The sequence below is a fragment of the Methanoculleus caldifontis genome (assembly GCF_032842345.1).
Taxonomy (GTDB): Archaea; Halobacteriota; Methanomicrobia; order Methanomicrobiales; family Methanoculleaceae; genus Methanoculleus; species Methanoculleus caldifontis.
Genome location: NZ_WBKO01000001.1, coordinates 1,667,434 through 1,682,676, shown reverse-complemented (window position 1 = coordinate 1,682,676; position 15,243 = coordinate 1,667,434). Strand labels below are relative to the sequence as shown.

Below are 15,243 nucleotides of genomic sequence, written 5' to 3'. Positions count from 1 at the left end.
TCTGCCTGTCAGGTCGGCAGATTCTATCAGCGTTTGTTCGATGTATATTGGGGCAGTATCCCTCCCCCCCTGCTCACGCTTCGATCATGTTCTCCTTGAGGCGCCGCATATCGACGAACCGGCCTTGCCCACGATCTTCTCGTTCTGCCGGATTAAGATCAAGTGCCTTGGCCCCGGTAATTGAGAGCATGCCCCCAGAGATAGATCGGGAATCCCCCGTCTGGCCTCTCTGCACCGAGATGAAAAATGTATCAAAGAAGGGGATTACTGGTCCTGGTCCTTCCTCTTCCTTCTCCATAGATACAGGGTTGTACCGATCACAGCCAGGATGATGACCGGCAGGAGCCACGGTGTCGCGGTTTCCGCAGGCGTCACCACAGGCGTCGCCTGATCGAACCCGGGTATGAAGAGTTCGTAGGTGCTGAAGTGAGTGATCGCGGCAGAGACCCACACGTGGGTTTCATTCCCTTCGATCGATGCGATCGGGATCTCCTCCCATGCTCCAGCCGCCGAACCCTGCCACATGATTGACATGTTGGCCGTATCCAGCGTCGCCCAGACGTCCCGCGGGACGTTGAAGGTCAGGGTGATCGGGGAGCTGAAGGTCGCGCCGTCGGGTCCGACCCGGTAGGCGTACTGCCCGAAGAGATATGCGGAGGCGGTATCCTCCGTGACATCGTGCGCTTCGGTGAGGTTGACCGTATCCATAGGCTCGATGACGATCTCTCGCAGGGTCCCTCCGTGTGCGTCCCACCCCTGCACACCGCCGGGGATGGTCAGCACGCCGACCGTATCCGAGGCGACAATCTCGATGGTCTCCACAACCCTGCCTTCAGTATCCGTAGGCAGATCGGCTACGACCGGGACCGGCGCCGGAGTCGGGTTCGGGGTTGGGATCGAGGTCGGAGTCGGTACCGGGGTGGACGTGGGAGTCAGTACCGGGGTAGAGGTCGGAGTCGGCGCTGGGGTCGAGGTATCCATCGGAGTAACCCCTCCGCCTCCTCCGCCACGCCTGTGCGACGTGACGATAACTGCATCCGGCACCGTCTGGGTGTCCCATCCGTAGGCATTGCTGACATTCAGTGAGACCGTATAAGCGCCTGCAGGGGCGTAGATATGAGCAGGGCTCCGCTCAGTGGAGGTCGTCCCGTCGCCAAAATCCCAGCGCCACGTCGTGATGTCGCCAGTGGAGGTGTCCGTGAATGTTACGCCCAGAGGCTCGTTTCCTTCATTCGGGGTGTAAGCGAAGCTCGCCGCCGGGGCAGGAAGCACATTGACCGCATCCGCAACCGTCGAGATATTGAACCCGTAAGTGTTGCTCGCGTTTAGCGAGACCGTGTAGGTGCCCACGCTTGCGTAAGTGTGAACCGGGCTCCGGTCTGTCGACTCATTCCCGTCGCCGAAGTCCCAATACCAGGCAGTGACGTTGCCCGAAGAGGTGTCGGTGAAGGCTACGGTCAGGGGGGCATTTCCCTCGCCCGGGGTGCAGGTGAAGTTCGCTACGGGTGCCGGAAGCGCCAGGACGGCGTCCGTGACCGTAGAGACGTTCCAGCCGTAGGCGTTGCTCGCGTTCAGCGAGACGGTGTAAACTCCCGCGCTCACGTAGGTATGCACGGGGTTCTGTTCGGCGGAGGTCTGCCCGTCACCAAAAGCCCAGAGCCAGGCGGTGACGTTGCCCGAGGATGTGTCGGTGAAGGTCACTGCCAGGGGTGCATTTCCTCCCTCCGGCGTGTAAGCGAATCCAGCAACCGGTGCCGGAAGCGCCAGGACAGCATCCGTGACCGCAAAGATGTCGAACCCATAGGTGTTACTGGCATTCAACGAGACGGTGTAGGTGCCTGCGGTCGCATAGGTGTGCAACGGGCTCCGCTCGGCTGAAGTCTGCCCGTCACCGAAATCCCAATACCAGGCGGTGACGTTCCCGCTCGAAGTGTCGGTGAACTGCACCGCGAGGGGTGCATTCCCTTCGCCCGGCGCGTAGGCAAACCCTGCCACAGGTGCCGGGAGTACCCGGACGGCATCGGTGACCGCGGAGACGTTGAACCCGTAGGCGTTGCTCGCGTTCAGGGAGACCGTATAACTCCCGGCGCCCGCGTAAGTGTGCGATGGGTTCTGTTCAGTTGAAACCTCTCCGTCGCCAAAGTCCCAGACCCATGCTGTAATGTTCCCCACAGAGGCATCAGTGAACGTCACGGTCAGGGGCGCATTTCCTTCGTCCGGGACGAACGTGAACCCCGCTGAGGGAGCCGGAAGTACCCGGACTGCATCGGTAATCGTGGTGACGTTGAACCCATAGACGTTGCTGGCGTTCAGGCTAACCGCATAGATCCCGGCGTTCGCGTAGATATGGACCGGGTTCCGATCGGTCGAGGTATTCCCGTCACCGAAATCCCAGGCCCACGCCGTGACATTCCCGATGGAGGCGTCATTGAACTGCACCGCCAGGGGCGCGTTGCCTTCAGAGGGAGCGAGCGTGAAGCCCGCCGCGGGCGCCGGGAGCACCTGGACGGCATCCGCGACCGTGGAGACATCGAACCCGTAGGCGTTGCTGACATTCAGCGTGACGGTGTAGGTCCCCGCGTTCGTGTAGGTGTGGGTTGCGTTCCGGTCGGTGGCGGTCTGCCCGTCCCCGAAGTCCCAGAGCCACGCGGTAATGTTCCCGATCGAGGCGTCATTGAACTGAACCGTCATGGGTGCATTTCCTTCACCGGGCGTATAATTGAAGTTCGCGGCAGGTGGAGGGAGTACGAGAACCGTATCAGAAACGGTTGAGATATTGAACCCATAAGCGTTGCTGGCGTTCAGCGAGATAGTGTAGGTTCCAGCCGTCACATAGGTGTGCGACGGGCTCTGTTCACTTGACTCGTTCCCGTCACCGAAACCCCAATGCCAGGCAGTGACGTTGCCCGAAGAGGTATCGGTGAAGGCCACGGTCAGGGGAGCATTCCCTTCTTCCGGCGTGTAGGCGAAGTTCGCTACGGGTGCCGGGAGCACACTGACGGCGTCCGTGACCGTAGAGACGTTCCAGCCGTAGGCGTTGCTCGCGTTCAGCGAGACGGTGTAGGCCCCTGCATTCGCGTAGGTATGCACGGGATTCTGCTCGGCGGAAGTCTGTCCGTCACCAAAAGCCCAGAGCCACGCGGTGGCGTTGCCCGCGGAGGTGTCCGTGAACTGTACCACAAGAGGCGCGTTCCCTTCCTGAGGAGCGAGCGTGAAGCCCGCTACCGGGGGAGGGAGGACGAGAACCGCATCGGAAACAGTTGAGACGTCGGACCCGTAAGCGTTGCTGGCGTTCAGCGAGACGGTGTAGGTGCCGGCGGCCTCGTAGATATGAACCGGGTTCTGGAGCAAGGAGATGTTGCCGTCGCCGAAGTCCCAGGTCCATCCTGTTACATTGCCCGATGATGTGTCGTTGAACTGCACCGCCAGGGGCGCGTTGCCTTCAGAGGGAGCGAGCGTGAAGCCCGCCGCGGGTGCCGGGAGCACCTGGACGGCATCCGTGACCGTGGAGATGTTAAACCCATAAGCATTGCTCGCGTTCAGGGTAACTGTGTAGATACCTGCAGTCGCGTAAACATGCACGGGGTTCTGCTCAGACGATACGTTCCCGTCACCGAAGTTCCAGGTCCACGCCGAGATGTCGCCTGCCGAAGAATCGTTGAACTGCACTGTGAGAGGCGCGTTTCCTTCGGAAGGAGCGAACATGAACCCGGCAACAGGTGCTGAAAACACCCGGATATCGCTCGCTGCTGTGGAGACGTTGAATCCGTAGGCGTTGCTCGCGTTCAGCGAGACGGTGTAAGTCCCCGCAGTCGTGTAAGTGTGCAACGGGCTCACCTCAGTGGAGGTGTTCCCGTCACCGAAGTCCCAGGTCCACACGGTGACATTCCCGTTCGAGGCATCCGTGAACTGCACTGTCAAGGGAGCGTTCCCCTCGCCCGGACTGTAGATAAACTCCGCGACTGGTGCCGGAAGCACGTGAACAGCGCCTGCCGCCGTGGAGACATCGAATCCATAGGGGTTACTGGCGTTCAGGGTAACCGTGTAGGTTCCCGCACCTGTGTAGACGTGCGACGGGCTCGCTTCGGTGGAGGTGTTTCCGTCACCGAAGTCCCAGAGCCACGCCGTAACATTGCCCGCGGAGGTATCATTGAACTGCACCGTGAGAGGCCCGTTCCCTTCGGCCGGGGCATAGTTGAAGTTTGCTACCGGCGCGGTGAGAATGTTGATTGCGCCCGTGGTCGTGAAGACGTTGAACCCGTAGGTGTTGCTCGCATTCAACGAGACGGTGTACGTTCCGGCGGTCACGTAGGTGTGCGTGGGGTTCTGCTCGGCAGAGGTCTGTCCATCGCCGAAATCCCAGGACCATGCAGTGACGTTGCCTGCGGATGCGTCGTTGAACTGCACCGCAAGAGGCAGGTTTCCTTCAGAAGGAGTAAACGTAAAGTCTGCAACCGGAACAGGGAGAACGCTGATCGCATCCGCGACCATGGAAATGTTGAATCCATAGGCGTTGCTCGCATTCAGCGAGACGGTGTAGGTCCCGGCGATTGCATAGGCATGCGACGGGCTCGCTTCAGTGGAGGTGTTCCCGTCGCCGAAGTCCCACTGCCATGCCGTGACGCTCCCCGCAGAAGTGTCGATGAAGGTTACGGTCAGCGGTGTGTTCCCTTCAGCGGGCGCAAAGGTAAACCCGGCAGCAGGGGGCTCAAGCACCTGAACGGCGTTCGTAATCGTCGAAATATCGGATGCATAAGCATTGCTTGCGTTCAGCGAGACCGTATAGGCCCCGGCATCGGTATAAGTATGGCTCGGATTCTGCTCGGTGGATGTATTCCCGTCGCCAAAGCTCCAGAACCAGGCGGAAACATCCCCTGACGAGGTGTCATTGAACTGCACCGCGAGCGGAGCGTTGCCTTCGGAGGGGGCAAACGTAAAGTCCGCCGCCGGTGCAGAAAGCACCCGGATGCAATCGGCGACCGTGGAGACGTTGGACCCGTAAATATTGCTCGCGGTCAGGGAGACCGTGTAGTTTCCGAGAGCGGCGTAGGTGTGGACCGGGTTCTGCTCGGTGGAGGTCACCCCGTCGCCGAAGTTCCAGGCCCAGGCTGTCGGGTAACCAGTGGAGTTATCCGTGAACGCCACCGTGAGCGGGGCGATCCCGGCGGTGACGTTCGCAGTGAAGTTCACGGCCGGGACGGTGGGGCCGATGGCATAGACCTTGCCGTCGACACTCCCGACGTAGACGACGCCGTCGCTCACGCACGGGGAGGAGTATATTGCATCTCCCGTCGTGACGTCCCACTTCGGCGCACCTGTCGCGGCGTCGAGCGCGTAGACCTTTGCGTCGCAGCTGCCGACGTAGACGACTCCGTCGCTGATGGAGGGTGAGGACCAGACCGCATCCCCGGTCGGGAAGGTCCACAGCTCCGTCCCTGTCGCAGCATCCACTGCATAAATGTTGTTATCGGTGCTCCCGACGTAGACGACACCGTCGCTCACGCACGGCGAGGAGAAGACATACAAACCCGTCGTAAAGGCCCACTTCTGTGCCCCCGTTGCGGCGTCGAGCGCGTAGACCTTGCCGTCGCCGCTCCCGACGTAGATGACGCCGTCGCTCACGCTCGGAGAGGAATCAACCACGCTTCCGGTCGGGAAGCGCCATAGTTCCATCCCTGTCGCGGCATCGACGGCGTAGACGTTGTTATCGTAACTCCCGGCGTAAACGATGCCGTCGCTCACGCTCGGAGAGGAGATTACGGCATCCCCGGTCGCGAAGTTCCAGACATTCGTCCCGGTAGCGGCATCGATAGCGTAGACGTTGCCGTCGAGACTTCCGACGTAGACGACCCCGTTGCTGATGCACGGGGAGGACTGCACCGCTTCCCCTGTCGGGAAGGCCCATATCTTTGTCCCGGTGGCGATATCTATTGCGTGGAGACTGTTGTCGGCGCTCCCGACGTAGAGGACGCCGCCGCTCACGCATGCAGAGGACCAGACGACATTCTCCATCGCGTAGTTCCACACCTTCACGCCCGTAGCGGCGTCGATAGCATAGACGTTTGCGTCACTGCTCCCGATATAGACGATGCCGTCATACACGACCGGAGAAGGATATCCTACCGGACCTTCGGTTGAGAACGTCCACTTCACGGTGCCCGGGATATCCGCCCCGGTGTCGGGGTAGGCGCCACTCCGGTAGTGGTCGGCGCGGAACATTGACGGGGGAACGGTGTAGACCGTAAACCCACCGGCGAGAGTGCCGGTGCCGTTCGCGGTCGTTACGTTCACGTCGTACGCTCCCGCCAGAGCAGTCGCGAGATCGAAGGTGCAGGTGAGCTTCGTGTCCGAGACGATGGTGACGTTCGCGGCCGCGATCGTCGTCGCCCCGTCCACGAGGGCCACGTCAGGCATCCCGGTAAACCCGGTTCCCCGGACGATCCTGACCTTCGGGTCGCTTGATGCGGCCATCCCGAAGTCGGGCTCGATCCCGGTCACCGTCGGGGCGTCGATGACGGTGATGTAGCCGACGACTGTGGATGCGTTGCAGCCGCCGGCGTTGTATGCCTGCAGCGTTACCGAGTAGGTGCCCGGAGTTGTGTAGGTGTGCGACGGGCTCTGCTCCGACGACCCTGCGGGCTGGAGGCGCCACACGTCGTTCAGGCTGTCACTGTCGCCATCACCGCCCATGAGGACGATGCTGCCGTCCGGCAGTGCCACGCTGGTATGACACATTCGTGCCGTCCACCCGGCACCGGGTAACTGCGTCCAGGTCGCGCCGCCATCGGGCGACCGCCACACGTCGTTCATATTGATACCACCACTGGCAGACCCGCCCATGAAGACGATGTTCCCGTCCGGCAACGCCACGCTGGTGGCATACATACGCGGCGACCACCCGGCGCCGGGTAACTGCGTCCAGGTCGCGCCACCATCGGTCGACCGCCACACGTCGTTTTTAGTGTTGCCGCCCATGAGGACGATGCTCCCGTCCGGCAGCACAACGCTGGTATGGCCGTTTCGTCCAGTCCACCCGGCACTCGCGTTCATGCAGGTCCAGGTAACGCCGTTATCGGTCGACCGCCACACGTCGTTCAGACTGGCGGAGCCGTTACTGCCGCCCATGAGAATGATGCTGCCGTCCGACAGTGCCACGCTGGTATGACCGTTTCGTTCAGTCCACCCGGCACTCGCGTTCACGCACGTCCAGGTAACGCCGTTATCGGTCGACCGCCAGACGTCGTTCAACCGGCTGCCGCTGGTGCTGGTATACCCGCCCATGAGGACGATGCTCCCGTCCGGCAGTGCCACGCTGGTATGAGACCTTCGTGCCGACCAGCTGGCACTCGCGTTCACGCACGCCCAGGTCACGCCGCCATCGGTCGACCGCCACACGTCGCGCATACTAATGCCACCGCGAGTTCCCCCCATGAGGACGATGCTCCCGTCCGGCGTCACGACGCTGGTTGAGAAGTATCGTCCCGTCCACCCGGCGCTCGCATTCTGCTCTGTCCAGGCTTCGCCATACGACTCATCGCCGAAGAACCACGCCCACCCGGTCGGGCTCCCGGTCGATGCGTCGGTGAAGTTCACCGTCAGTGGTGCGATGCCGGTACGAGGCGTCCCGTTGAATGCGGCTATCGGCGGCGGGACCATGACCGTGACGTACCCGGTCCGGGAGAGGGTGTCGGTTCCCACCGCGTTGTCGGCCGTCAGGTTGACGGTGTAGGTCCCGGCGGTCGCGTAGGTGTGGACCGGGTTCTGTTCGGTGGAGGTCGCCCCGTCGCCGAACGTCCAGTTCCACCCGGTCGGACTCCCGGTGGAAGTATCGTTGAACTGCACCGCGAGCGGAGCCGTTCCGCCGGTGACGTTCGCGGTGAAGTTTGCGGTCGGGGGGGAGACGACGGTGATGTAGTCGACGGCCGTAGATGCGTTGCAGCCGCCGGCGTTGTATGCCTGCAGCGTTACCGAGTAAGTGCCCGGAGTTGTGTAGGTGTGCGACGGGCTCTGCTCCGACGATCCCGCGAACTGGAACCGCCACACGTCGTTCATATTGCCAATATCGGTGGCAAACCCGCCCATGAGGACGATGCTTCCGTCCGCCAGCGCCACGCCGGTGGCAAACACACGTACCGCCCACCCGGCGCTCGCGTTCACGCACGTCCACGTCGCGCCGCTGTCGGTCGACCGCCACGTGTCGTTCAGTTTGGTGCTGGTCATGTCGACACCGCCCATGAGGACGATGCTCCCGTCCGGCAGCGCAACGCTGGTGTGCATGTGCCGTCCCGTCCACCCGGCACTCCCGGTCATCTGCGTCCAGGTTGCGCCGCTGTCGGTCGACCGCCACACATCATTGAATGTAGTAGTGCCGTCACTGCCGCCCATGAGGACGATGCTCCCGTCCGGCAGCGCAACGCTGGCGGGGTTCCACCGCCCCGCCCATCCGGCACTCGCGGTCACCTCGGTCCACGTTGCACCGCCATCGGTCGACCGCCATACGTCGTTCTCATAGGCGTTGCCGACCCTGCCGCCCATGAGGACAATGCTCCCGTCCGGTAGCGCAACGCTGGTGTGGAAGATTCGTGCATCCCATCCGGCACTCGCGTTCACCTCTGTCCAGGTTGCGCCGGAATCGTGCGATCGCCACACGTCGTTCTCGCCGCCACTCCCCCCCATGAGCACGATGCTGCCGTCCGGCAGCGCCACGCTGGTGGCATACATACGCGCCGCCCACCCGGCACTCGCGTTCATGCACGTCCAGGTCGCGCCGTTATCGTGTGACCGCCACACGTCGTTCTCGCCGCTACTCCCCCCCATGAGGACGATGCTGCCGTCCGGCAGCGTGACGCTGGTGTGGCCATAGCGTGCATCCCATCCGGCACTCGCGTTCACCTCAGTCCAGGCTTCGCTGTACGACTCATCGCCGAAGAACCAGGCCCAGCAGGTCGGGCTCCCGGTCGATGCATCCGTAAAGGTTACGGTCAGGGGCGCCATGCCGCTGGTCGGCGCGCCGGAGAACGCCGCTGCCAGTGGGGCTGTGACCGCGACGTACCCGGCCCGGGAGAGAGTGTCGGTTCCCGCCGCGTTGCTGGCCGTCAGGTTGACGGTGTAGGTCCCGGCGCTCGCGTAGGTGTGGACCGGGTTCTGCTCCTCGCTGAAGGAGCCGTCGCCGAACGTCCAGTTCCAGGTGGTCGGGCTCCCGGTGGAGTTATCGTTGAACTGCACCGCGAGCGGGGCCAATCCAGCGGTGACGTTCGCGGTGAAGTTCGCGGTCGGGGCGGCCGGGGCGTCGATGACGTTAATGTAATCGACGGCCGTGGAAGCATTGTACCCGCCGGCGTTGTACGCCTGCAGGGTTACTGAATAGGTGCCCGGGGTCATGTAGGTGTGCGTGGGGTTCCGGTCCGGCGAACCTACGGGCTGGAGGCGCCATGTATCGTTCAGGGGAGCAAAGGTGCCGTCCAGACCACCCATGAGGACGATGCTCCCGTCCGCCAGCGCCACGCTGGTAGCATAGAAACGTCCCCCCCATCCGGCATTCGCGGTCACCTCCGTCCACATCGCGCCGTTGTCGGTCGACCGCCACACATCATTGAATGTAGTGGTGCCGTCACTGCCGCCCATGAGGACGATACTCCCGTCCGGCAGCGCCACGCTGATGGGACTTAACCGTGCCGGCCATCCGGCACTCGCGTTCACGCACGCCCACGTGGTCCCACCGTCCGTCGACCGCCAGGTATCGTTCTGCATGGTGAAAGTACCGTCCATACCGCCCGCAAGCACGATGCTCCCATCCGGCAGCGCAACACTGGCGTGATATCTGCGTGCCGTCCACCCGGCACTCGCATTCACCTCCGTCCAGGTTGCGCCGCCATCCGTCGACTGCCACACGTCGTTCTTGAGATTGCCACCCAAACCGCCCATGAGGACGATGCTGCCGTCCGACAGCGCCACGCTGGTGGGACCGTATCGTGCCGGCCACCCGGCATGCTCGGTCACCAGCGTCCAGGTTGCGCCGGAATCGGTCGACTGCCACACATCATTGAATGTAGTGGTGCTGTCCCAGCCGCCCATGAGCACGATGCTGCCGTCCGGCATCACGACGCTGGTGTGATCGTATCTTGCATCCCACCCGGCACTCGTATTCACGCATATCCAGGTCGCGCCGTCATCGGCCGACCGCCACACGTCGTTCAGGGGGTTGCCGTCATAACCCCCCATGAGCACGATGTTCCCGTCCGGCAGCGCGACGCTGGTTGAGAAGTATCGTCCCGTCCACCCGGCGCTCGCGGTCTGTTCAGTCCAGGCTTCGCCATAGGTCTCATCGCCGAAGAACCAGGCCCACCCGGTCGGGCTCCCGGCGGAGGTATCGTTGAACTGCACCGCAAGGGGGGCAGTCCCGCTGGTGGCGTTCGCCGTGAAGTTCGCGGCTGGGGCGGGGGTCGGGGTGGGAGCGGAGACCGCGATGTAGTCGACAGCCGTGGAAGCATTGTACCCCGCGGCGTTGTACGCCTGCAGGGTTACTGAGTAGGTGCCCGGTTCCGTGTAGGTGTGCGACGGGCTCTGGTCCGACGACCCTGCGGGCTGGAGGCGCCACACGTCGTTGGACTGGGTCCAGTCGGCACTCGTACCGCCCATCAGGGCGATGCTCCCATCCGGCAGCGCTACGCTGGTGTGCTCCATGCGTGCCGCCCACCCGGCATCAGGTAACTGTGTCCAGGTCGCGCCGCCGTCAGTCGACCGCCACACGTCGTTCTGCTGATCAATATCACCGTCCAGGCCGCCCGCAAGCACGATGCTCCCGTCCGGCAGCGCTACGCTGGTGTGCCCTTGCCGTCCGGTCCACCCGGCACTCGCGTTCACGCAGGTCCAGGTCGCGCCGGAATCGATCGACCGCCACACGTCGTTGTACCAGGTGGTGCCGTCAGACCCGCCCATGAGGACGATGCTCCCGTCCGGCAGCGCAACGCTGGCGTGGCTGAACCGTGCCGGCCACCCGGCACTCGCATTCATCTCCGTCCAGGTGGCGCCGTTGTCGGCCGACCGCCACACGTCGTTCTGCTGATTAATATCACCGTCCAGGCCGCCCGCAAGCACGATGCTCCCGTCCGACAGCACAATGCTGGTGTGAAAGGTTCTTGCCGCCCACCCGGCACTCGCGTTCACCTCAGTCCACGTGGCACCGTTGTCGGTCGACCGCCACACGTCGCTGAAGCAATTTAGGGCGTCCCGGCCTCCCATGAGTATGATGCTGCCGTCCGGCAACGCAACGCTGGTGTGGCCGAACCGCGCCGCCCACCCGGCGCTCGCGTTCACCTCAGCCCACGTGGTGCCGTTGTCGGCCGACCGCCACACGTCGTTCCTGATGTCGCCATCAGCCTCACCGCCCAGAACGAGGATGCTCCCGTCCGGCAGCGCGACCGCCGTGTGTCCCTGGCGTGCCGTCCACCCGGCGTTCGTGTTCTGCTCTGTCCAGGCTTCGCCATAGGTCTCATCGCCGAAGAACCAGGCCCACCCGGTCGGGCTGCCGGCGGAGGTATCGTTGAACTGCACCGCAAGGGGGGCAGTCCCGCTGGTGGCGTTCACCGTGAAGCTCGCGGCTGGGGCGGGGGTCGGGGTAGGAGCGGAGACCACGATGTAGTCGACGATGGTGGAAGCATTGTATCCAACGCCGTTGTACGCCTGCAGGGTTACTGAGTAGGTGCCCGGTTCTGTGTAGGTGTGCGTGGGGTTCTCTGCCGCCGATCCTGCAGGCTGGAGGCGCCGCACGTCGTTCAACAGGATCCAGTTGCCATCGTACCCACCCATGAGGATGATGCTCCCATCCGGCATCGCGACACTGGTGTGTCTGGCTCTTCTCGACCCGGCATCAGATAACCGTGTCCAGGTCGCGCCGTTGTCGGTCGACCGCCAGACGTCGCGCTTCCGATTTCCGTCATCGCCACCCATGAGCACGATGCTGCCGTCCGGCATCGCAACGCTGGTGGGGGAGTCTCGTGCCGTCCACCCGGCATGCTCGGTCATCTGCGTCCAGGTTGTGCCGTTGTCGGTCGATCGCCACACGTCGTTCAGGGTGCTGCCGTCCCAACCGCCCATGAGGACGATGCTGCCGTCCGACAGCGCAACACTGGTGTGATCGTATCTTGCATCCCACCCGGCGTGCTCGGTCACCCGCGTCCAGGTTTCACCACCATCGGTCGACCGCCACACGTCGTTCAGGGGGCTGCTGCCGTCAAAGCCGCCCATGAGCATGATGCTTCCGTCCGGCATCACGACACTGGCGTGGGCGTTCCTTGCCTCCCACCCGGCACTCGCGGTCACCAGCGCCCACGTTGCGCCGCCGTCGTCCGATCGCCACGTATCGTTCTGGTTGGCGTAGGTGTTGCCGTCATACCCGCCCATGAGTATGATGCTTCCGTCCGGCAACGCGACGCTGGTGTGCTGGGATCGTGCCGTCCACCCGGAACTCTCGTTCACCTTCGTCCAGGTTTCGCCACCATCGTCCGACCGCCAGGTGTCGTTGTACCAGGTGTTGTCGTCACGCCCGCCCATGAGCACGATGCTTCCGCTCGGCAGCACCACACTGGTGTGATCGGATCTCGCATCCCACCCGGCGCTCGCGGTCTGTTCCGTCCAGGCTTCGCCATAGGTCTCATCGCCGAAGAACCAGGCCCAGCCGGTCGGAGTACCGCCGGTCGAGGCGTCGGTGAAGGCTACGGTCAGAGGTGCCGGGCCGGATCTCGGCGTCCCGGAGAACGCCGCGGTCGGGGCGGAGGGGGGGATCCCGAAAGGGGCGCCAAACGCCTCAAACGCCTCAAACGCCGGCTCCTCGGGTGTGGCCGCCTCGATATAGTCTTCCCTGACAGCGGTCGCGGACTCTTCCGCATCCGCCACGGTCAGGGAGACGGTATACGTCCCCGCATCAGCATAGGTGTGGACCGGGTTCTGCTCGACGGAGACCTCCCCGTCGCCGAACTCCCAGAACCATTCGACCGGGGTGCCGGCGGACTCGTCCGTGAACCCGACCACAAACGGGACCGTCCCGGAGGTCGTGTTGGCCGAGAAGGAGGGGTCGAGCGGGTCTTCATCCCTGCCGGTCTCTGCCGTCAGGTCGAAGTGGACCGCGGTCGTCCCGCCGGCCATACCCTCGACAGTCTCGTTGATGCCGGAGAGGTAGCCGTCCAGAACGACGGTGACGTTATGCACCGAGAGGGACATGTCGCCGATCTCGGCCGGCGTGGTCGCCCCGGTATCGCTCCCGTCCAGAAGAATAGATGCACCGGAAGGATTCGAGGTGACCGAGAGGGTAAAACCGGCCACGGCCTCCGCAAGCATCATCGGACCATCCAGCAGGAGGTGCCAGAGGAAATCCATGGTGCCGCTCACGGCCCCGATGAAAGGGGTCGTCGCCATCCCGGGGGGGATGTTTTCTTGTTCAAAAGCCTGTACAGAGAAGATGCAACTGGCTACCAGCAGTAAACAGACAAAAAAGGCAAGTCGGTGGTGGGACATAACGTTCTCCACGATAGATATACACCTCTCTGCAGATCGGCGTAAAAAGGTATCTTAAACGATTTTATGTTCCGGAGACCCTTTCTAGAAAAATAGTTTCAAATTTTGACGAACACAGGAAATGCTAACGTCCCGACCTCCACAACCCAGACCGTGCATCGCAACAGTTTCAGGGCAGCGCTGCGCCGATTTCCACAATTCATGTGCGGGAGGCCGGAAAAGCTCACCCAGGAGGGCCGCCGGCCGTCGGAGACAGATCGTTTCCCCGCACCGGGACGGGTTTTGACCGGAGAGGGCTGCCGCCTTCCGGCCGGTCCCGGGACCCCGCTCACCCCTCGACCGTGACCTCCGAGATGTAGGCCACGCCCACCTTCGCCCGCCGGATCCTGGTGCTCTCTTTGAGATGCCGCATATCGACGAACTCGCCCTCGCTCACGATCCGCTCGATCTGCCGGGAGAGGTCAAGCGTCGCGTCCCACGGCACCCCCCGGAAGATGACGCCGTGATTGTGAAGCTGCAGTTGCTCCGTCTTTGGACGATTCCGGTCGATGAGGGCGGAGAGGTGCTCGGCGTTGCAGGCAGAGTAGTCTATCCCGAACCCGAAGCTGACCATCGTGTCTCCGTGGTACTTCGGCTCGTCATTATCCTCGAGCCATTCTTTCGCGTTCTCTTCAGCATTGATGGGAAGACCGTTTGCCGGAGCGGATGCAGCGACAGGCGATCTCTTCATGCTCAGACTGCAGACCCCATCGACGACGGCCCACATGGCAAGTGCGGCGATACCGGCAAAGTCACGCCTCTTCTCCCGGGCAAAGTCGAAGATTGTGCGGTATACATCAGAGAGTGCGATGCTGCCCTTATCCCCGGCATCGATGGTGACGATCTCGTGAAACGGCCCTTCGAGCGCTACGTTATATCCGGAGTAGATGGCAAGTTCCCCGGTCTCCTTCACCGGCGTAAAGAAATCCGGTGTGGCGTTCCCGTCCGTCGGCAGCCATACCACCGAGCCGTGCAGCGTGATCATCTCCCCAAGGAGCGGGAGCGTCTCCGCCACGCCCTCTCCGAGCGCGCCGATGCCGAGCGAGTAGTGGAGATCCGAGAACGGTATCGCACGGATATCGCCTTCGGTCAGGCGGGCGCGCAGCATCTTATCCAGACAGCCGGTGACCCGGAGCGACGAACTCCGTGTAGAGACCGGCTCGATGGTATAGGCGACGCCGTCCCTGACGACCGGGGTCCGGGCGATCTCGTTGATGACCGAGAGGCTGTCCTGCGATCTCCTGCAGGCGCTGACGGCCTCCTCGACCCCGGGGTAGAAGGAGAATATCTGCGTCACTCCCGCCATATCGAGGACATTCCTCGGGTACTCCTGCATCCCGGCCAGGGCCAGGGTGCCGCTCCGCTCCTTCAACCGCTTCTTTGCGGCGAGGAGAACCCGGATGCCCGCACTGCTCAGGTAACTTACTCCCGCAAGGTCGAAGACGATCGACCGGTCGTCGTCCTGCAGCGACGCCTGCAGGGCATCGGAGAGCCGGCTCGCACCGTAGCCGTCGAGCCTTCCGCGCATCACAAACGTCAGGATTCCGTCTCTTCTCTCGGTCGCTAGGTCCATGTGTATCCCGGTACAGGTATCGGGCCGGTCTCGGTTATTTGTTCCGGACCTGTTCCGGCTCGCAACACCCCGCCGCACCGGCAGGTCGTCGCCAGCCGGGACGGCGCTTCGCGTCGCCG

3 protein-coding genes are annotated in these 15,243 nt (G+C 63.2%); all 3 read right to left on the bottom strand.

Features of this window, described 5'->3' with window-relative positions; all coding sequences use genetic code 11:
* Positions 1 to 73: 73 nt before the first annotated feature.
* Positions 74 to 298 (bottom strand): hypothetical protein, encoded by a 225-nt coding sequence (locus tag F8E02_RS08375; RefSeq protein WP_317065037.1) that lies wholly within the window; start codon positions 296 to 298, stop codon positions 74 to 76.
* Complete coding sequence (locus F8E02_RS08370) at positions 265 to 13,413, bottom strand: PKD domain-containing protein (RefSeq protein ID WP_317065036.1); 13,149 nt, start codon at positions 13,411 to 13,413, stop codon at positions 265 to 267. Before F8E02_RS08370 ends, F8E02_RS08375 begins: the two co-directional genes overlap by 34 nt.
* Positions 13,414 to 13,840: 427 nt before the next feature.
* Positions 13,841 to 15,124, bottom strand: a complete 1,284-nt coding sequence (locus F8E02_RS08365) for an STAS domain-containing protein (protein WP_317065035.1) — start codon at positions 15,122 to 15,124, stop codon at positions 13,841 to 13,843.
* Between the last annotated feature and the right edge of the window lie 119 nt (positions 15,125 to 15,243).